The sequence below is a fragment of the Streptomyces sp. NPDC036764 genome (assembly GCF_055609385.1).
The window spans coordinates 64,397-82,802 of record NZ_JBVJPT010000019.1 but is presented as its reverse complement, the minus strand read 5'-3'; the positions used below and the strand labels follow the sequence as shown (position 1 = coordinate 82,802).

Genomic DNA, 18,406 nt, shown 5'->3' with positions numbered 1-18,406 from the left:
GGGTGCGGGGCGGGCGACGGTCGCGCGGGGTCAGGCGCGCGGAGGGTGTCCACCGCCGTCGCCGGCCGGCGGGCGGTGCGGCCGTTCGTGGTGCTCGTCGGGGTACGGCTGCGACGCCTGCCCCGAGCCGTACTGCCCGGGGTCGTAAGCCGAGTGGCCGGGCCCTTGCGGCAACTGCGGCCGGCCGGGCCTGCGCGTCGGCCCGCCCGGTGCGTGGAACCAGCCCTGGGCCTGTGGTTCCTGCCCCTGCGCCTGCGTCGGCGGCTGCGGCCGGGCGGGGAGCTGAGGCCGGCCCGGCCCGCCCGCCTGCCGTGCGCCGTACGCCCCGTCCGGAGCGGCGGCCCGGTGGCCGCCGTACTGGTCCGCCCCCGGCACGGCGCCGCCGTGCCCGCCCGTGCCGTCGGGGTAGTGCCCCGCCGTACCGGCGTACGAAGGCGAGCCGCCGGTGTACGACGCCGACGGGGGCGCGGGGATGCGGACCACCGGGATCTCCTGCGTCTGCGACGCCTGGTACCGCTCCTCGTAGGCCATGGGGTAGGAGGCGTACGGGTCCAGGCGCTGCTGCTGGGCCGGCGCGGCGGCCGCGGGCCGGTCCGGGCCGTCGTCGGCGGCGCTCTCGTCCGCGGGAAGCTCGGCCAGGTACTCAAGGAGTTCCTCGCCCTGCCCGTGGATGTTGCCGATGGCGACGAGGGAGGAGCCGTCGGACATCCGGCCGAGCAGGGTCGGCATGAACTCGTCCGCCGAGCGCCGCTCGCCGCCGAGGTCGACCGCGCGGTCGCGCCAGTCGGCGGGGATGGCGTCGATGGCGCTCTTGGCGGGGTGCCCGATGACGAAGACGTTGTCGGGCCGGAGGTCGGGAATGATCTCGCCCATCTGCCCGTTGCGCTCCACCCGGTCCGGGCGGCAGTTGATCACGACGTTCAGGGGGCGGCGGATCGCGCCGAGGTCGAGCAACTGGTTGATGTTCATCAGCGTCGACTCGGGGTCGTTGGCCGCGAAGACGTTGGCGAAGGCGAGCCGCTTGTCCTCGGGGGTGACGTACCGCTCGACGGAGAGCACACCCGGGTCCGGCGGGGCGTCGTACATGCCCTGCAACGCGACCTTGCGCTCGATGCCGAGCAGGTCCGCCACGACCAGCGCGATCGCCACGTTCTCCTTGAAGGTGAACCAACTGAAGCCGCGCAGCTCCTCGTCGGTGACCGTCTCCGGGTCGGCGTAGACCAACTGGCAGTTACGGGCGTCCGCCTCCTCCTGGAGGATGTGGAAGCGCTCCTTCTCGGCGGTGACGCAGATGCCGTCCTCCGGCATCGAGCGGCACAGCGAGCGGGCCACGTCGTCCAGGGTCGGGCCCATCTCGGCGAGGTGGTCCTCACGGACGTTGCACAGCACGCCGATCGTCGAGCGGATCAGCTTGCTCTGGTTGACCTCCTGCAGGGCCGGCATGACCGCCATGCACTCGATGACGAGGGCGTCGGGACGGTAGGTCGCGGCCCGGCGGACGATGCCGATCTGCTCCACCACGTTGGCGATGCCGAACTTGCGGTAGACCGGCTCCTCGGTCGCGTCCGGGTGGATGAAGCGCGCGGCGGTGCCCGTCGTCTTGGCCACGGTGACCAGGCCACCGCCGCGCAGGGCACCGGCGCACAGCCGGGTGATGGAGGACTTGCCGCGGATGCCGTTGACCAGCACCCGGGAGGGGATGGTGTGCAGCGCGGCGTAGTGCCTGCGCTGTTCGATGATGCCCGCGATCAGCAGGAACACCGAGCCGATCAGCAGGACGAAGTAGAGGTAGAGCACGGGCCGGTCACCTTCCTCCGGCGCCGAGCCGGGGCTCGGCACTGCGGCGTGCCTGGTTCTGCCTGCGGGCCTGCAACTGCTGGCGGACCAGTTCGAGGCTGCGGACGACGGCCCCCACCTCGTCGTGATAGCGGGGGTACAGCACGGTCTTGAGGTCGCCGTCGGCCAGCTTCTCGGCGCCGCTCGCGAGGGCGCGCAGCGGCCGGACGACGACCAGGTGGATCCAGCCGAGGCAGACCACGATGAGGGCGAGCCCGAGCATCCCGGCGAGTACGCTGCGGTCCTCGCGCTCGTACGGGGCGATCTCGAAGTGCTTGGCGTTCTGCCAGCTCACCACGGTCCAGCCGACGTCGGCCGCCACACCGCCGCCGGAGAAGGGCGCCGCGGCGGCGACCGTGACCGAGCGCCCCTCGCGGATGAGCAGCCCGTTCTCCACGGGGCCCGCGCCGACCTTGACGCCGCCGGCCTGCACGAGGTCGGTGAGCGACTCGCGCGGCAGGCTCTCGAAGGCGAGGAAGCCGTTGCTGCCGGCGATGGTCCGCGCCTTCGTGTCGACCACGCGGACCTCGCCGAGGCCGGGCCGGGCCAGCAGCGAGTTCAGGAACTCCACCCGGATCTCGCCGACCAGGGTCAGCCCCTTCGCGTCCGGTACGGCGGCCCCGGCCTGGATCACCGGCTTCTTGCCGCCCTCGCCCGCGACCCGGATGAGTGAGGCGTCCTTCCCGTCCTCGCTCCAGTCCGCGCTGGGCTCCTCGCCGGCGCGGGCGACGATCTCGCCGCCCTTGTCGACGACGTACAGGGAGCCGTAGCGCGTGTGCTTGCGCAGGGCGTCGTCGAGCACGCCGGTGGTGGCGTCGGAGTCGTCCGCGTCGATCAGCCGGGTGGTGGAGACGAGGTCGGCCTGGGCCTCGTTGAGGGCCCTGCGGACCCGGTCGGCGACGAGGTCGGTGCGGTCGCGCTGGTCGCTGACCATGGTGCTCGGCACGGTCACCGAGGCGTCCGTGCGGTTGAGGAGCAGCCCGACCGGCACGCACCACAGCAACAGCAGTACGGCGGTGAGCGCCAGCGGCACCCGCAGACCGAACCGGCCCCTGCGGCCCCTGCGCCCGCCGGAGTCCCGGCCGGCCTCGGCGTCGCCGGACAGCTCGGCCCGCAGCCGCTCCAGGGCGGCGCCGATCCGAGCGGCCTCGCCCCAGCGGGGCACCTCGACGGGGCGGGTCAGATCGCCGCGGGCCAGCCGGCGCGACTCCAGGAAGAGCCGCAGCAGGGGCCGCTGCACGGCCACCCACAGCAGGGCCGCCGCCAGCAGTCCGAACACCACCAGGACGCCGGCCGCCACCAGCCCGTACAGCTCCCGCTCCTGCCCGACGGCGTGCTCCTGCACCACGGGCAGCATGGCGACGACCGTCAGGCCGAGGCCCGCGCCGACGCTCTTACGCTGCTCCGGGTCGGCGGAGGCGAGGGAGGCGTATCCGGCGGTGGCGACACGGCCGTTGTAGGAGTCGCCGAGCAGGGTTCCGCTGACGCCCGGGTAGCCGCGGGAGCCGGGCTCCCGTGCGCTGACGGGGTCCTCCTCGGTCTCCTTGGCGCTGCGCTCGGACAGCCGGGTCATCTGCTTCTGGAGGAAGGACAGCTCGTCACGCTCGGCGTCCGAGTTGAGTGCCTCGGCCTGCTCGAATCCGGCGGTGGCGAGGACCTCGCCGCCCCGGGCCACGACCGACATCGAGCGGAACGGGCCCAGGTTGATGGCGGGCACGGAGAGGCTGTTGGAGGCGATGAGGAGCTGCTGCGGACGGTCCTTCCAGTCGAGGAGGGCCATCGTCATCAGCCGTACGTCGCCGGTCTCCAGGCGCACCATGCGGGGGGTCAGGGCGTGCTCGCCGGTGAGGACGTCCTTGTCCAGCCAGGCGAGCGGAATCGTTTCGCCTCGTGCGGCGAGGACCTTTCCGCTCTCCAGGTCCAGCACCGTGGTGCCGGTCCACTTCTGGTACGTGTGGCTCAGGTCCGACAGCACCCGCTCGGGGTCGGCGGGCTCACCCGTGTTCAGCGCGGCCGCGGTGCGGTTCAGGTCGGTGACGCGCTCGTCGATCGACGCGCGTAGTGCGATGGCGCCGTCCTCGGCGAAATGCTGCTGGGAGCCCAGCACCGCCTTCGGCACCACCGGGTCACCGGCCGGGCCCAGCACCTTGGCGGTCAGCCCGGCCAGGGCGAGGATCAGCAGGCACAGCAGCGCGATCGGCGGGCGGATGCCGCCGAGCAGCGGCATGTCCGCGCGTCTGCGCATGCGTCTGCGCCCGCCCCGTGAGGGACGCCGTGCGCCTTTGGTTGCAGTCACCGGTGGTCTTCCTTCGCCTCTTCACTACTCAGGCGCTCGCAGGAGCCACCGCTGACGCGGGCATGAGACGCCGTCCCTTTAGAAGACTGTCGACACGCGCAGGGGTTGGGTCCGGTCGGGCAACAGCTTTCTGTGTTGCTCGTCACGTCCCGAGAGAGAGCAGCTCAAGGCCGTCGCCGCCCGGGGCGCCCCGGTTGAAGAGGAAACCGCGGGTGCGGTCGGCGGCCAGCCGGTAACGGGCGAGCCGGTCCTCGGACAGCCCGTCGGGGTTGTCGAGCGCCGTCTGCACGTCCACCACGCGATGGTCCTCGACCGCGTCCTTCGGCGCCTTCTGCCCTTCCTCCACCTCCGGCGGGACGTCGACCAGCGTCGTGCGGTAGCGGGCGCTGACGTCCCAGCCGTCGGTCGTCTCCTTGAACTCGAACCAGCCGATCGCCCCTTCCTCGGTGAGGCCGGTCGGCGAGGAGTGCCGGGCGACCTGGTTGCCGAGGCTGTAGGCGACCCAGGTGCCGTTGAGCTTCTGGATGGGCTGCACGACATGGGAGTGGTGACCGATCACCAGGTTGATCCCGGTCTCCTTGGTGATCCGGTCCGCGAGCTGGAGCTGCGGGACGCTCGGCTCGTTGTAGTGCTCCAGGCCCCAGTGGAGGGAGAGGATCACCACCTCGGCACCCTTCTTGCGGGCCCGGGACTCGGCCTTCTTCACCGCGTCGAAGCCGATCCGGTTGAAGGCCCAACGCTCCTTCTCGGGCGTGGGGTTGAGGAAGGACTCCCAGGAGAAGGCCAGGTGGGCGACCTTGACGCCGTTGACGTTCCGAATGTTGATCTGCTCTGCTTCGTCAGGCGTGCGCGAGGACCCGGTGTGCCCGAGGCCCACCTTGTCCATGGCGTCGAGGGTGCGCTTCACGGCCTTGAGGCCGTGGTCGTAGGTGTGATTGGAGGCCGTCGAGCAGGTGTCGTAGCCCACGTCCTTGAGGGTCGTGAGGATCTGCGGTGGAACGAGGAACTCCGGGTACCCCTCGAACGGGCCCTTGGGTGTTCCGACCGGCGTCTCCATGTGACAGATGGCCAGATCGGCCTTGCTGATGACTGGCTTCACGCCGGCCATCAGCGGCCCGAAGTCCAGCCCGGCCTGTCCCTCACCGGTCTTCTTGGCGTCCTTCGCCGCCTGTTCGACCAGCTCGGGGTGGATGAGCACATCACCCGCGGCGGCGACGGTGAACGAGCGTCCACCCGGCTTCACCTGAGCCCCTGAAGGCTCGGAGGTACAGGCGGCGACGAGGCCCACCAAAGCCGCCAGAACCGCCACCGAGCGACCTATACGGAGAGACTTACGGAATGTCACCGCGACATACTCACACGCCACTCACACCTCAACCGGTCTCTACCATCACAAGACAGTCACGTTTCGCTCGCATTCTTGCGCCGACGGTTTTGATCCTCGCGCTGGCCGGTTGCGACACGGCATCGCCCGAAGGCACGGAACATTCCGTTCCACAGGCCCGCGAACTCGTCGACCTGCGCAGCCGGATCCTCACGTACACGGCCGGCTTCGGACCCGACGCCCCCTACACCCCGCCCGGCGACAGTTCGCGCGAGGAACTGGCGCGCGGCGTGGGCCACCTCCTGGACGGCGACGCGGCCGGGGCCGAGCGCGTCCTCGCCCCCCTCGGCCTCGGCGTGACCCGCCTCACCGACACCGACTCCGGCCGCCGATACGACGAGATCGCCGCCCTTCGGCCGAACGGCGAGGTCGCCCGCTGGGGCCGCCTCTACCTGACCGCGGACTCCGACGTGCGCTGGAACGTCCAGGTCCCGCACCCGGTGTCCGACCGCGACACCGAGGAACTCGGCGTCCGGCTGCTGGAGAACACGCCCTCGGGCTCACTCGTCGTCGCCGGCGCCCATCGCCGCGCCGGCCGCACCGACGCCGCGGACGTCGCCCACCGCGAGGACAGCGCCTTCCACACCATCGTCGTGGAACTCCAGAAGCGCGGGGTGCCCGGCCTCCAACTGCACGGCTTCGCCGAGTCGTCCGACCGCCCCTACGAGGCCGTCGTCTCCGGCGGCTCGGCCCAGAGCACGTCCGGCGAGGCGTCGGCGCTGGCCGACCGCCTGGAGTCGGAGGGGCTGCGGGTGTGCCGGGGCTGGTCCGCGCGCTGCCCGCTGGAGGGCACCACCAACGTCCAGGGCAGATCGGCCGAACGCCGGCACGCCGGCTTCCTGCACGTGGAACTGGCCCCCGACGCCCGCGACGACGGCCGCGACGCCGACGAGACCGAGGACGCCCTCGGCGACCTGCTCAGGACGTGGTCCCAGGACTGACGCTCAGCAGCAGCCGGCGCCGCCCGGCAACGTCCGCTTGTTCCGCGCCTCCTTGTTGCGCGCCGCCAGCAACTCGTCGGCGGGGTACCCGACCTCTTCGAGCGTCAGCCCATGGGGCCGTACGACATGCACGGCGGAGTCCCGGACACCGGCGGCCAGCACCTTGCCCGGCCAGTCGGCGGGCCGGTGGCCGTCCCCCACGAAGAGCAACGCCCCGATGAGCGAGCGCACCATGTTGTGGCAGAAGGCGTCGGCACGCACGGTGGCGGTGACGATCCCGTCGTCCCCCCGCACCAGGCTCAGCTCCTGAAGCGTGCGGATGGTCGTGGCGCCCTCCCGCTTCTTGCAGTAGGCGGCGAAGTCGTGCTCCCCGAGCAGCCGTCGCGCGGCCTCGTTCATGGCGTCGACGTCGAGCGGCCAGTCGTGCCACAGGACGTGGTTGCGCAGCAGCGGGTCGACACCGCCTGGGTTGTCGGTGACGCGATAGGCGTAGCGCCGCCAGACCGCCGAGAACCGCGCGTTGAACCCGGCGGGCGCCTCCCGCAGCGCCCACACCCGCACGTCCCTGGACAGCCGCCCGGCGAGCCGCTTCAGCAGCTTCTCGTGGTGCTCGCGCCAGACCTGCTCGGGCAGATCCACATGCGCGACCTGCCCCCGGGCATGCACCCCGGCATCCGTCCGCCCGGCGACGGTCAGCTCGTACGTCGTACTCCCCGACCGCGTGACGGTCCGCAGCGCGTCCTCGATCTCCCCCTGAACGGTCCGCCGTCCACCGGCCTGCTTGGCCCACCCGGAGAACTCGGTCCCGTCGTAGGACAGATCGAGGCGCACACGCACATACCCGGGCTCTACTTCGTCACTCACACAGAGATCCTCTCAGGAACACAGAAGCGGGCCCGCTCCTCGAAAGGAACGGGCCCGCCAACGCCCCAAAGGGGCGCGAACGCTTACGCGTCCTTGGACTCCTCGGCCTGAGCCTCGGCAGCCTCGTCGGCCTTGGTCGTGTCGACCTTGACCTCGTCGGCCTCCTTGACCGCACGCTTGGTGGCGGCCTCGGCCTCACCCGTGGCCTGCTGCGCGACAGTCAGCGCCTCGACCAGCTCGATGACAGCCATGGGCGCGTTGTCGCCACGGCGGTTACCGATCTTGGTGATGCGGGTGTAGCCACCCGGACGGTTCTCGTAGCGCGGGCCGATCTCGGTGAAGAGCGTGTGGACGACGCTCTTGTCCGTGATGACCTGGAGCACCTGACGGCGGTTGTGAAGGTCGCCCTTCTTCGCCTTGGTCACCAGACGCTCGGCGTACGGCCGCAGACGGCGGGCCTTCGCCTCGGTGGTGGTGATACGGCCGTGCTCGAAGAGCGCCTTCGCGAGGTTCGCGAGGAGCAGCTTCTCGTGCGCGGCACTGCCGCCCAGACGGGCACCCTTGGTGGGCTTCGGCATGTTGATTCTCCTGTGTGTCTGCCCCGGCCGTGTCAGGTACCGAGGTCAGTATCCGAGCAGGCGGTCGCCTGTCGGAGATCCGGAAGCAGCCCCGAAGGGGCGCTTCCGGAAGGGGCGCGGGGAACTGCGCGATCAAGCACAGCGCACCCACACCCGAAAACGGACCGTCTGGCCCGAGCTCTTAGTACTGCTCGGTCTCCACGAACCCGGCGTCCGCGTCGTCATCGGCGCCAAAGGCGTCAGCCGCAGCGGTCGGGTCGAATCCGGGCGGGCTGTCCTTCAGGGCCAGGCCCATGCCGGCCAGCTTCGCCTTGACCTCGTCGATCGACTTCGCACCGAAGTTGCGAATGTCGAGGAGGTCCGCCTCGGAACGAGCCACGAGCTCACCCACGGAGTGGATGCCCTCGCGCTTGAGGCAGTTGTACGACCGAACGGTGAGCTCCAGCTCCTCGATCGGCAGCGCCAGGTCGGCGGCAAGGGCGGCGTCCGTGGGGGACGGGCCCATGTCGATGCCCTCGGCGTCGATGTTCAGCTCGCGGGCGAGACCGAACAGCTCGACCAGGGTCTTACCGGCGGAGGCCATGGCGTCACGCGGACGCATCGCCTGCTTGGTCTCGACGTCGACGATCAGCTTGTCGAAGTCGGTGCGCTGCTCGACACGCGTGGCCTCGACCTTGTACGTGACCTTCAGAACCGGCGAGTAGATGGAGTCGACCGGGATACGGCCGATCTCCTGGCCCACCTGCTTGTTCTGCACGGCGGAGACGTAACCACGGCCACGCTCGACCGTGAGCTCCATCTCCAGCTTGCCCTTGCCGTTGAGCGTGGCGAGGACGAGGTCGGGGTTGTGCACCTCGACACCGGCCGGGGGCGCGATGTCGGCGGCGGTGACCAGACCCGGACCCTGCTTGCGCAGGTACATCACGACCGGCTCGTCGTGCTCCGAGGAGACCACGAGCTGCTTGATGTTGAGGATCAGGTCGGTGACGTCCTCCTTGACGCCCGGCACGGTGGTGAACTCGTGCAGGACACCGTCGATGCGGATGCTGGTGACAGCCGCACCGGGGATGGAGGACAGCAGGGTCCGACGCAGGGAGTTGCCGAGGGTGTAACCGAAGCCCGGCTCCAGCGGCTCGATCACGAACCGGGAGCGGAACTCGTCGACGACCTCTTCGGTCAACGAGGGACGCTGAGCGATCAGCATGTGTGGATCAGATCCTTCTTTCGTGGACGCCCGCTATTTGACGCCCGACGGAAACCGCACCCATGGAAAGTGCGGGTACTGCAAGGGTAAGGGCGATACGGCCCTACAGAGCCGTACCGCCCGAACCCGAAGCCTGCTCGAAGCAGCCGTGCGTCAGACGCGACGACGCTTCGGCGGACGGCAGCCGTTGTGCGGGGTCGGGGTGACGTCCTGGATGGAGCCGACCTCGAGACCGGTCGCCTGAAGCGAACGGATCGCGGTCTCACGACCCGAACCCGGACCCTTCACGAACACGTCGACCTTGCGCATGCCGTGCTCCTGGGCGCGGCGGGCAGCCGACTCGGCGGCCATCTGCGCGGCGAACGGCGTGGACTTCCGGGAGCCCTTGAAGCCGACGTGGCCGGCGGAGGCCCAGGAGATCACGTTGCCGGACGGGTCCGTGATGGAGACGATCGTGTTGTTGAACGTGCTCTTGATGTGCGCGTGGCCGTGAGCGACGTTCTTCTTTTCCTTGCGGCGCACCTTCTTGGCAGCGCCCTGACGACCCTTGGGGGGCATCTAGTAACTCCTACGGGGAGGTGGTCGGTCCTACAGCGAAGACCGCTGATGAAGCGTTGTCCGCTGAGGACTACTTCTTGCCCGGCTTCTTCTTGCCGGCGATGGCGCGACGCGGGCCCTTGCGGGTACGGGCGTTCGTGCTGGTGCGCTGACCGCGGACGGGCAGACCGCGACGGTGACGGAGACCCTGGTAGCAGCCGATCTCGACCTTGCGGCGGATGTCGGCCTGGATCTCGCGACGGAGGTCACCCTCGGTCTTGATGTTGTTGTCGACGTACTCACGAATCGCGACGAGCTGCTCCTCGGAGAGGTCGCGAACGCGGGTGTTCGGGTCGATGCCGGTCTCGGCCAGCGTCTGCTGGGAGAGCGTCCGGCCGATACCGAACACGTAGGTCAGGGCGACCTCCACGCGCTTTTCGCGCGGGATGTCAACACCGGAAACGCGTGCCATTCAATGGCTCCTGGTGATCTTCGGAGGTCTTCCGCAGAACCGATTCCCAGCCGCCGTACGAGGTACGAACTGAGTCCCCGGCCTCCGAACCGGGGGTGTCAGGCAATGGCTCGCCTGGGTTCTGCGTATGAACATATTCAGCTTGCGTCGCGCGAAGCTCTGCGATGGATGCAGAGGGATCGGTCGTGCGTCAGCCCTGGCGCTGCTTGTGGCGCGGGTTCTCGCAGATGACCATGACCCGACCGTGACGGCGGATCACCCTGCACTTGTCGCAGATCTTCTTGACGCTCGGCTTGACCTTCATGGGATTGAGGTTCTCCGGGTCAGTGCCACCACCCCGCCGAAACGGAGTGCGGGCAAGATCTACTTGTATCGGTAGACGATCCGGCCACGCGTCAGGTCGTACGGAGACAACTCCACCACGACCCGGTCGTCAGGGAGGATGCGGATGTAGTGCATACGCATCTTGCCGCTGATGTGTGCCAGGACCTGGTGGCCGTTCTGGAGCTCGACCTTGAACATGGCGTTCGGAAGAGACTCGACGACAGTGCCCTCGATCTCGATGGCACCTTGCTTCTTGGCCACGCTTCGCCCTTCGAATCGACTACCTTGATCGACTCCTGCGCTTTCCCTTACGGGCGCATGCGGACATGCGGGTGCACGAGAGCCGACGAGTCAGTCTACGTCAGCGCACCCGGAAAGACGAATCGGGGAATCCTGCCCTGACCGGCAGATCATTAAGCACCTGGGCCGCGGAAGGGGGCTCAGGCCAGCGGATCCGGCGCGGCGACGATCCCGAACTCGGCCAGCTTGGCCTTGCCCGCGTCGGGAGCGGTCAGCACCAGCGGGCCCTCCTCGGTCAGCGCGACGGAGTGCTCCCAGTGGGAGGACCAGGTGCCGTCGGTGGTGATGACCGTCCAGTCGTCCGAGAGGACCTCGGTCTTCGGCGTGCCCAGAGACACCATCGGCTCGATCGCCAGGCAGAACCCGGGGACCAGCTTGGGGCCCTTGCCGCGCCGGCGCTCCACGTAGTTCAGCAGATGCGGGTCCATGTGCATCTCGGTGCCGATGCCGTGGCCGCCGTAGTCCTCGATGATGCCGTAGCGGCCGCCGCCGGCCTTCGGCTGGCGGCGGATGTACGTCTCGATGGCACGGGAGACGTCGACCAGGCGGTTGCCCTGCTTCATGGCCGCGATACCGGCCCACATCGACTGCTCGGTGACCCGGGAGAGCTCGATCAGCTCCGGAGCGTGACCGGAACCGACGAAGGCGGTGTAGGCGGCGTCGCCGTGCCAGCCGTCGATGATGGCGCCGCAGTCGATGGAGATGATGTCGCCGTCCTTGAGGACGACGTCCTCGGACGGGATGCCGTGGACGACGACGTCGTTCACGGAGGTGCAGATCGTCGCGGGGAAGCCGCCGTAGCCGAGGAAGTTCGACTTGGCACCGTGCTCGGCGAGCACCTTGCGGGCGACCTCGTCCAGATCCTTGGTGCTGGCCCCGGGTACCGCGACCTCGCGCGTGGCCGCGTGGATGGCGGCGACGACCAACCCCGCCTCACGCATCTTGGCGATCTGCTCGGGGGTCTTGATCTGCACCATGGGGACGGGGGCCTTTCCTGCCGGGTGGAGGGGACTGTTTCAACCATAAGGGCGGAGCCGCAAGGACCCGCCCCACACAGCAGCCGCGGCCCCCTCGAAGGGAGCCGCGGCCTGTGCTGCGTTACGAGCTGAGAACGCTACTGCTGGCCGTCCTCGTCACGCTTGAGCGCCTCCATGGCGCGCGCCGTGACGTCTTCGACCTTGCCCAGCGCGGAGATGGTGACGACCAGCCCCTGCGCCTTGTAGTAGTCGATGATCGGCTCGGTCTGCGTGTGGTAGACCTCGAGGCGCTTGCGGACCGTCTCCTCCGAGTCGTCGTCACGCTGGTACAGCTCGCCGCCGCAGGCGTCGCAGACGCCCTCCTGCTTCGGCTTGCTGTACGTCACGTGGAAGACGTGGCTGGAGTCCTTGCGGCAGATCCGCCGGCCGGCGATCCGCTTGACGACCTCTTCCTCGGGGACTTCCAGGTCGAGCACCGCGTCCAGCTTCATGCTCTCGGACTGAAGCATCTCGTCCAGAGCCTCGGCCTGGGACACGTTGCGCGGGAAGCCGTCCAGCAGGAAGCCGCTCTCGGCGTCCGGCTGCTCCATACGGTCCTTGGCCATCCCGATGGTGACCTCGTCCGGCACCAGGTTGCCCGCGTCCATGTAGGACTTCGCGAGTTTCCCGAGCTCCGTCTGCTGGCTGATGTTGGCGCGGAACAGGTCGCCCGTGGAGATGTGCGGGATCGACAGGTTCTTGGCGAGGAACGCAGCCTGCGTTCCCTTGCCGGCACCCGGCGGCCCGACGAGGACGATACGCATCAGCGGAGGAACCCTTCGTAATTGCGCTGCTGGAGCTGGCTCTCGATCTGCTTCACCGTTTCGAGACCGACACCCACGATGATCAGGATGCTGGTACCACCGAACGGGAAGTTCTGGTTTGCCCCGAAACCAGCCAACGCCATCGTCGGCACGAGAGCGATCAGACCCAAGTACAGCGAGCCCGGCCAGGTGATCCGGTTGAGCACGTAGGAAAGGTACTCAGCGGTCGGTCGGCCAGCCCGGATGCCCGGGATGAAGCCACCATACTTCTTCATGTTGTCCGCGACTTCCTCGGGGTTGAACGAGATGGCCACGTAGAAGAACGCGAAGAAGACAATCAGGAAGAAATAGAGGGTGACGTGCACGGGTGCCCCCGTGTCCGCCAGGTTCTGTGTGACCCAGGTCGCCCAGCCGGACTCCTGGTTGTTGGAGAACTGCACGATCAGCGCCGGAATATAGAGCAGCGACGACGCGAAGATGACGGGAATCACGCCGGCCTGGTTCACCTTGAGCGGGATGTACGTCGACGTACCGCCGTAGGAACGGCGGCCGATCATGCGCTTCGCATACTGCACCGGAATACGGCGCTGTGCCTGCTCGACGAAGACGACCAGACCGACCATGACCAGGCCCACGGCGATGACGGTGCCGAACTCGATCCATCCGCCGGCCAGGTCGCCCTGCTGCTTGATGGCCCACAGCGCGGACGGGAAGGTCGCGGCGATCGAGATGAACATCAGGATCGACATGCCGTTGCCGATGCCGCGGTCGGTGATGAGCTCACCCAGCCACATGACGACGGCCGTACCTGCGGTCATGGTGATGACCATGGTGATGGTCGTGAAGATCGACTGGTTCGGGACGATCTGGCCGGCGACCGGGCAGCCCTGGAAGAGCGCGCCGCTGCGGGCGGTGGCCACCAGGCCCGTGCCCTGCAGGATGGCGAGCGCCACCGTGAGGTAACGGGTGTACTGCGTGATCTTCGCCGTACCCGCCTGGCCCTCCTTCTTGAGGGCTTCCAGGCGCGGGATCACAACGGTCAGCAACTGGAGAATGATGCTCGCCGTGATGTACGGCATGATGCCGAGCGCGAAGATCGTGATCTGAAGCAGAGCGCCGCCACTGAACATGTTGACCAGACCGAACAGGCCTGTGTTGGTGCTCGCCTGGTCGATACAGGTCTGGACGGCCGAGTAGTCGACGCCGGGGATCGGAATGTGGGTACCGACGCGGTACACCACGATGATGGCGAGCGTGAAGAGCAGCTTCTTGCGCAGGTCGGGCGTCTTGAACGCCCGGGCGAACGCGGTGAGCACGGTGCCTCCTGCGACCCCCGCGCAACTGCGTCAAGGGTGACGGTCTTGAGGTTCGACTAATAGGAACGACTTAGCTAACGGTCAACTGCCGCTCAGAGTGCCTCACAAGAAGCACTAAGTAAAAGTAGGCAGTGCAGGCCACCTTACCGGCGAGACCGCCCCCCTTGGAACGACCAACCGGGGATACCCCATTTGTGGGGTATCCCCGGTCGGGATCGCTCAAGTCATCGAGACGCCTGATTCGTTCAGACGAGCTCGGTGACGGTACCGCCGGCGGCGGTGATCTTCTCCTTGGCGGAGCCGGAGACGGCGTCGACCGTCACCTGCAGCGCCACGGAGATCTCGCCCTGGCCGAGGACCTTGACGAGGCTGTTCTTGCGAACGGCACCCTTGGCCACCAGACCCTCGACGGTGACCTCGCCACCCTCGGGGTAGAGCGCGGCCAGCTTGTCGAGGTTCACGACCTGGAACTCGGTCTTGAACGGGTTCTTGAAGCCCTTCAGCTTCGGAAGACGCATGTGGAGGGGCATCTGGCCACCCTCGAAGCGCTCCGGAACCTGGTAACGAGCCTTCGTACCCTTGGTACCACGACCGGCCGTCTTACCCTTCGACGCCTCACCACGACCCACACGGGTCTTGGCGGTCTTGGCGCCCGGGGCGGGACGGAGGTTGTGGATCTTGAGCGGGTTGTTCTCCGCCATGATCAGTCGACCTCCTCGACCGTCACGAGGTGGCGGACGGTGTGCACCATGCCGCGGAACTCGGGGCGGTCCTCCTTGACGACCTGCGTGTTGATCCCCTTGAGACCAAGGGAGCGCAGGGTGTCACGGTGGTTCTGCTTGCTGCCGATGTAGGACTTGACCTGCGTAATCTTGAGCTGCGCCATGATTACGCACCCGCCCCGGCACGCGCACGGAGAAGAGCCGCGGGGGCGACGTCCTCGAGCGGCAGACCACGGCGGGCCGCGACCTCCTCGGGACGCTGCAGGCCCTTCAGGGCCTCCACGGTCGCGTGCACGATGTTGATCGCGTTGTCGGAGCCGAGCGACTTCGACAGGATGTCGTGGATACCGGCGCACTCGAGCACGGCACGCACCGGACCACCGGCGATAACACCGGTACCGGGCGACGCGGGCTTCAGGAGCACAACGCCGGCAGCCTTCTCACCCTGGATCGGGTGCGGGATGGTGCCCTGGATACGGGGGACCTTGAAGAAGTGCTTCTTGGCCTCCTCAACACCCTTGGCGATGGCGGCCGGCACCTCCTTGGCCTTGCCGTAACCGACACCCACGGTGCCGTCACCGTCGCCCACCACGACCAGCGCGGTGAAGCTGAAGCGACGACCACCCTTCACAACCTTGGCGACACGGTTGATCGCGACAACGCGCTCAACGTAAGCGGTCTTCTCGGCGGCGGCTGCGCCACCGTCACGGCCCTTACGGTCCCGCCGCTCGCCGCCACCGGCACCGCCACCGCGGCGCTGGGGTCCAGCCATTGGATTACCTCTCTCTTTCCGCTAGCTACGAGCGGCTCAGAACTTGAGCCCGGCTTCGCGGGCGGCGTCCGCCAGGGCGGCGATGCGCCCGGCGTACTGGTTACCACCACGGTCGAATACGACAGCCTCGACGCCGGCGGCCTTGGCGCGCTCGGCGACCAGGGCGCCGACCTGCTTGGCCTGCGCGGACTTGTCGCCCTCGCCACCGCGAATCGTGGTGTCCAGGGTGGACGCCGACGCAAGGGTGTGACCCTTGATGTCGTCGATCACCTGGGCCACGATGTGGCGGTTCGAGCGGGTAACGACCAGACGCGGACGCTCCGCCGTTCCGTTGATGTGCTTACGGATCCGGATGTGGCGGCGCTTGATCGCGGCGCGCTTGTAGGCGTCGCCCTTAAGGATCTTCTGTCCGTATGCCATGGCTTACTTACCCGCCTTTCCGACCTTGCGGCGGATGACTTCGCCCTCGTACTTGACGCCCTTGGCCTTGTACGGGTCGGGCTTGCGCAGCTTGCGGATGTTGGCCGCAACCTCGCCGACCTTCTGCTTGTCGATGCCCTCGACCGAGAACCGGGTGGGGGCCTCCACCTTGAAGGTGATGCCCTCGGGGGCCTCGACGGTGATCGGGTGGCTGTAGCCGAGAGCGAACTCGAGGTTCGAACCCTTGGCCGTAACGCGGTAACCGACACCGCTGATCTCGAGCTTCTTCACGTAACCCTGGGTCACGCCGGTGATCATGTTCGCCACCAGCGTGCGGGACAGGCCGTGCAGGGCCTTGTTCTGACGCTCGTCGTTGGGGCGGGTGACGTTCAGAACGCCGTCCTCACCCTTGGCGATGTCGATCGGCGCCGCGACGGTGTGGGTCAGCGTGCCCTTGGGGCCCTTGACCGAGACCGTACGGCCGTCGATGGTGACGTCCACGCCGGCGGGAACCGCGATAGGGAGCTTGCCAATACGCGACATAGCTGTTTCCTCCGTTCCCTTCCGCTACCAGACGTAGGCGAGGACTTCCCCACCCACGCCCTTCTTGCCGGCCTGCTTGTCGGTGAGGAGCCCGTGCGACGTGGAGATGATCGCCACGCCGAGGCCGCCGAGCACCTTCGGCAGGTTGGTGGACTTCGCGTAAACCCGGAGACCGGGCTTGGAGATCCGCTTGATGCCCGCGATGGAGCGCTCACGGTTCGGGCCGAACTTCAGCTCGAGGACGAGGTTCTTGCCGACCTCGGCGTCCTCGACCTTCCAGCCCGTGATGAAGCCCTCCTGCTGGAGGATCTCCGCGATGTGCGACTTGATCTTCGATGCCGGCATCGTCACGGAGTCGTGGTATGCCGAGTTCGCGTTCCGCAGACGCGTAAGCATGTCTGCGATCGGATCAGTCATGGTCATGAATTGGCCTTCGGCCTCTCTCGCCGGGGTTTCCAGGTGCGCCATCCCTCTCCTCGATCCGAGACGAGGCGGGTGCGGTGCGGTGGACCTACGGCGTAGTAAGTCGTACGGGCGACCGTCAGGCGCCCAACCCTCCAAGCCTAAGCCATGGAAGGGAGGGCGCCTGACACGCCCATTGCTTACCGAGAGCTTCGGGAATCCCTGATTAGGGGGATTACCAGGAGCTCTTGGTCACGCCCGGCAGCTCGCCACGGTGAGCCATCTCACGAAGGCACACGCGGCACAGGCCGAACTTGCGGTACACGGAGTGGGGACGGCCACAACGCTGGCAGCGCGTGTAGCCACGCACGCCGAACTTGGGCTTGCGAGCAGCCTTCGCGATCAGAGCCTTCTTCGCCATCTCGCTCACGCCTCCTTGAAGGGGAAGCCGAGGTGACGAAGGAGCGCGCGGCCCTCAGCGTCGTTGGTCGCCGTGGTCACCACGGTGATGTCCATACCCCGGGTGCGGTCGATCTTGTCCTGGTCGATCTCGTGGAACATGACCTGCTCGGTGAGACCGAAGGTGTAGTTGCCACGGCCGTCGAACTGCTTGGGGGACAGACCACGGAAGTCGCGGATGCGCGGCAGCGCGAGCGACAGGGTGCGGTCCAGGAACTCCCACATGCGGTCGCCACGGAGCGTGACGTGGGCACCGATCGGCTGGCCCTCACGCAGCTTGAACTGCGCGATGGACTTGCGGGCCTTGGTGACGGCCGGCTTCTGACCGGTGATGGTGGTCAGGTCGCGGATCGCGCCCTCGATCAGCTTCGAGTCACGGGCGGCGTCGCCGACACCCATGTTGACCACGATCTTGACGAGGCCGGGGATCTGCATGACGTTCTCGTACTTGAACTCGTCACGCAGCTTGCCCGCGATCTCCTCGCGGTACTTCGTCTTCAGACGCGGAGTGGTGGTGGTAGCCATCAGATGTCCTCACCCGTCCGCTTGGCAACGCGGATCTTGTTGCCTTCGTCGTCGAAGCGGTAGCCGACACGCGTGACGACCTTGTTGCCGTCCTTCTCAACGACCAACTGGACGTTGGAGACGTGGATCGGCGCCTCGGTCGTGACGATGCCGCCGGCCTGGGAACCGCGAGCGGTCGGACCGGCCTTGGTGTGCTTCTTGACCCGGTTGACACCCTCGACCAGGACACGGTCCTCGCGGGGGTAGGCCGCGATGACCTTGCCCTGCTTGCCCTTGTCCTTACCGGTGATGACCTGGACCAGGTCGCCCTTCTTGATCTTCATGCTTACAGCACCTCCGGCGCGAGCGAGATGATCTTCATGAACTTCTTCTCGCGCAGCTCACGGCCGACCGGGCCGAAGATACGGGTGCCGCGAGGGTCGCCGTCGTTCTTCAGAATGACGGCGGCGTTCTCGTCGAAGCGGATGTACGAGCCGTCCGGACGACGGCGCTCCTTGACGGTGCGAACGATGACCGCCTTGACGACGTCACCCTTCTTCACGTTGCCACCGGGGATCGCGTCCTTGACGGTGGCGACGATGACGTCACCGATGCCCGCGTAGCGGCGACCGGAGCCACCGAGCACACGGATGCAAAGGATCTCCTTCGCACCAGTGTTGTCGGCGACGCGCAGTCGCGACTCCTGCTGGATCACGTCTATCTCCTGTTTGTCTGCCGGTTCCCGGCAGGGG

General features: G+C 67.8%; 24 protein-coding genes. 1 reads left to right on the top strand and 23 read right to left on the bottom strand.

Features of this window, described 5'->3' with window-relative positions; genetic code table 11:
• Window positions 1-30: 30 nt before the first annotated feature.
• The 3 genes from pgsB to ACZ69Q_RS41510 form a co-directional block, all read right to left on the bottom strand.
• Entirely contained in the window at window positions 31-1,797 is a 1,767-nt protein-coding gene (pgsB, locus tag ACZ69Q_RS41520; protein WP_471053023.1) for a poly-gamma-glutamate synthase PgsB, read from the bottom strand.
• Window positions 1,798-1,804: 7 nt separating this feature from the next.
• Entirely contained in the window at window positions 1,805-4,063 is a 2,259-nt protein-coding gene (locus ACZ69Q_RS41515) for a HAMP domain-containing protein (RefSeq protein WP_471053200.1), read from the bottom strand.
• A gap of 211 nt (window positions 4,064-4,274) precedes the next feature.
• Window positions 4,275-5,453 carry a CapA family protein gene (locus tag ACZ69Q_RS41510; protein ID WP_471053197.1) on the bottom strand — a complete coding sequence of 393 codons (1,179 nt, stop codon included), beginning with the start codon at window positions 5,451-5,453 and terminating at the stop codon, window positions 4,275-4,277.
• A gap of 113 nt (window positions 5,454-5,566) precedes the next feature.
• Here ACZ69Q_RS41510 and ACZ69Q_RS41505 point away from each other — a divergent pair, with 113 nt between their 5' ends.
• Window positions 5,567-6,457, top strand: a complete 891-nt coding sequence (locus ACZ69Q_RS41505; protein ID WP_471053021.1) for a hypothetical protein — start codon at window positions 5,567-5,569, stop codon at window positions 6,455-6,457.
• Between the two features lie 3 nt (window positions 6,458-6,460).
• On the opposite strand, the gene truA is transcribed toward ACZ69Q_RS41505, so the two are convergent.
• The 20 genes from truA to rplN all read right to left on the bottom strand — a co-directional run bounded on the left by truA (window position 6,461) and on the right by rplN (window position 18,369).
• Entirely contained in the window at window positions 6,461-7,321 is an 861-nt protein-coding gene (truA, locus tag ACZ69Q_RS41500) for a tRNA pseudouridine(38-40) synthase TruA (protein ID WP_471053019.1), read from the bottom strand.
• A gap of 83 nt (window positions 7,322-7,404) precedes the next feature.
• Window positions 7,405-7,899 carry a 50S ribosomal protein L17 gene (gene rplQ, locus ACZ69Q_RS41495; protein ID WP_471053016.1) on the bottom strand — a complete coding sequence of 165 codons (495 nt, stop codon included), beginning with the start codon at window positions 7,897-7,899 and terminating at the stop codon, window positions 7,405-7,407.
• Window positions 7,900-8,080: 181 nt separating this feature from the next.
• Window positions 8,081-9,103 (bottom strand): DNA-directed RNA polymerase subunit alpha, encoded by a 1,023-nt coding sequence (locus ACZ69Q_RS41490; RefSeq protein ID WP_003966937.1) that lies wholly within the window; start codon window positions 9,101-9,103, stop codon window positions 8,081-8,083.
• A gap of 153 nt (window positions 9,104-9,256) precedes the next feature.
• On the bottom strand, window positions 9,257-9,661 hold the full coding sequence (gene rpsK, locus ACZ69Q_RS41485) for a 30S ribosomal protein S11 (RefSeq protein WP_003956432.1): 405 nt from the start codon (window positions 9,659-9,661) through the stop codon (window positions 9,257-9,259).
• A 70-nt stretch (window positions 9,662-9,731) separates the two neighbouring features.
• Entirely contained in the window at window positions 9,732-10,112 is a 381-nt protein-coding gene (gene rpsM, locus ACZ69Q_RS41480; RefSeq protein WP_020135802.1) for a 30S ribosomal protein S13, read from the bottom strand.
• Between the two features lie 190 nt (window positions 10,113-10,302).
• Complete coding sequence (gene rpmJ / locus ACZ69Q_RS41475; protein ID WP_003998809.1) at window positions 10,303-10,416, bottom strand: 50S ribosomal protein L36; 114 nt, start codon at window positions 10,414-10,416, stop codon at window positions 10,303-10,305.
• A 59-nt stretch (window positions 10,417-10,475) separates the two neighbouring features.
• Window positions 10,476-10,697, bottom strand: a complete 222-nt coding sequence (gene infA, locus ACZ69Q_RS41470) for a translation initiation factor IF-1 (protein WP_003948620.1) — start codon at window positions 10,695-10,697, stop codon at window positions 10,476-10,478.
• 179 nt (window positions 10,698-10,876) lie between these two features.
• Entirely contained in the window at window positions 10,877-11,713 is an 837-nt protein-coding gene (map, locus tag ACZ69Q_RS41465; protein ID WP_471053013.1) for a type I methionyl aminopeptidase, read from the bottom strand.
• A gap of 137 nt (window positions 11,714-11,850) precedes the next feature.
• The gene (locus tag ACZ69Q_RS41460; protein WP_471053011.1) at window positions 11,851-12,516 is read right to left on the bottom strand and encodes an adenylate kinase; all 666 of its coding nucleotides are present in this window, start codon (window positions 12,514-12,516) and stop codon (window positions 11,851-11,853) included.
• Window positions 12,516-13,832 carry a preprotein translocase subunit SecY gene (gene secY / locus ACZ69Q_RS41455; RefSeq protein ID WP_471053008.1) on the bottom strand — a complete coding sequence of 439 codons (1,317 nt, stop codon included), beginning with the start codon at window positions 13,830-13,832 and terminating at the stop codon, window positions 12,516-12,518. The genes ACZ69Q_RS41460 and secY overlap by 1 nt, the downstream gene beginning before the upstream one ends.
• 245 nt (window positions 13,833-14,077) lie before the next feature.
• Window positions 14,078-14,533 (bottom strand): 50S ribosomal protein L15, encoded by a 456-nt coding sequence (gene rplO, locus ACZ69Q_RS41450; protein ID WP_003974249.1) that lies wholly within the window; start codon window positions 14,531-14,533, stop codon window positions 14,078-14,080.
• A gap of 2 nt (window positions 14,534-14,535) precedes the next feature.
• Entirely contained in the window at window positions 14,536-14,718 is a 183-nt protein-coding gene (gene rpmD, locus ACZ69Q_RS41445) for a 50S ribosomal protein L30 (RefSeq protein WP_003974250.1), read from the bottom strand.
• Between the two features lie 2 nt (window positions 14,719-14,720).
• The gene (gene rpsE, locus ACZ69Q_RS41440) at window positions 14,721-15,326 is read right to left on the bottom strand and encodes a 30S ribosomal protein S5 (protein ID WP_015658456.1); all 606 of its coding nucleotides are present in this window, start codon (window positions 15,324-15,326) and stop codon (window positions 14,721-14,723) included.
• 36 nt (window positions 15,327-15,362) lie between these two features.
• On the bottom strand, window positions 15,363-15,746 hold the full coding sequence (rplR, locus tag ACZ69Q_RS41435) for a 50S ribosomal protein L18 (RefSeq protein ID WP_055622533.1): 384 nt from the start codon (window positions 15,744-15,746) through the stop codon (window positions 15,363-15,365).
• 3 nt (window positions 15,747-15,749) lie between these two features.
• A complete protein-coding gene (gene rplF / locus ACZ69Q_RS41430) occupies window positions 15,750-16,289 on the bottom strand; it encodes a 50S ribosomal protein L6 (RefSeq protein ID WP_471053005.1) in 540 nt (179 codons plus the stop codon).
• A 24-nt stretch (window positions 16,290-16,313) separates the two neighbouring features.
• The gene (gene rpsH / locus ACZ69Q_RS41425) at window positions 16,314-16,712 is read right to left on the bottom strand and encodes a 30S ribosomal protein S8 (RefSeq protein WP_007384075.1); all 399 of its coding nucleotides are present in this window, start codon (window positions 16,710-16,712) and stop codon (window positions 16,314-16,316) included.
• A 214-nt stretch (window positions 16,713-16,926) separates the two neighbouring features.
• Window positions 16,927-17,112 (bottom strand): type Z 30S ribosomal protein S14, encoded by a 186-nt coding sequence (locus tag ACZ69Q_RS41420; protein WP_003948630.1) that lies wholly within the window; start codon window positions 17,110-17,112, stop codon window positions 16,927-16,929.
• Between the two features lie 5 nt (window positions 17,113-17,117).
• A complete protein-coding gene (rplE, locus tag ACZ69Q_RS41415; RefSeq protein WP_020135807.1) occupies window positions 17,118-17,675 on the bottom strand; it encodes a 50S ribosomal protein L5 in 558 nt (185 codons plus the stop codon).
• A complete protein-coding gene (gene rplX, locus ACZ69Q_RS41410; protein WP_030671805.1) occupies window positions 17,675-17,998 on the bottom strand; it encodes a 50S ribosomal protein L24 in 324 nt (107 codons plus the stop codon). Before rplX ends, rplE begins: the two co-directional genes overlap by 1 nt.
• A 2-nt stretch (window positions 17,999-18,000) precedes the next feature.
• Window positions 18,001-18,369, bottom strand: coding sequence for a 50S ribosomal protein L14 (gene rplN, locus ACZ69Q_RS41405; RefSeq protein WP_003998823.1), 369 nt, complete (start codon window positions 18,367-18,369; stop codon window positions 18,001-18,003).
• Window positions 18,370-18,406: the final 37 nt, after the last annotated feature.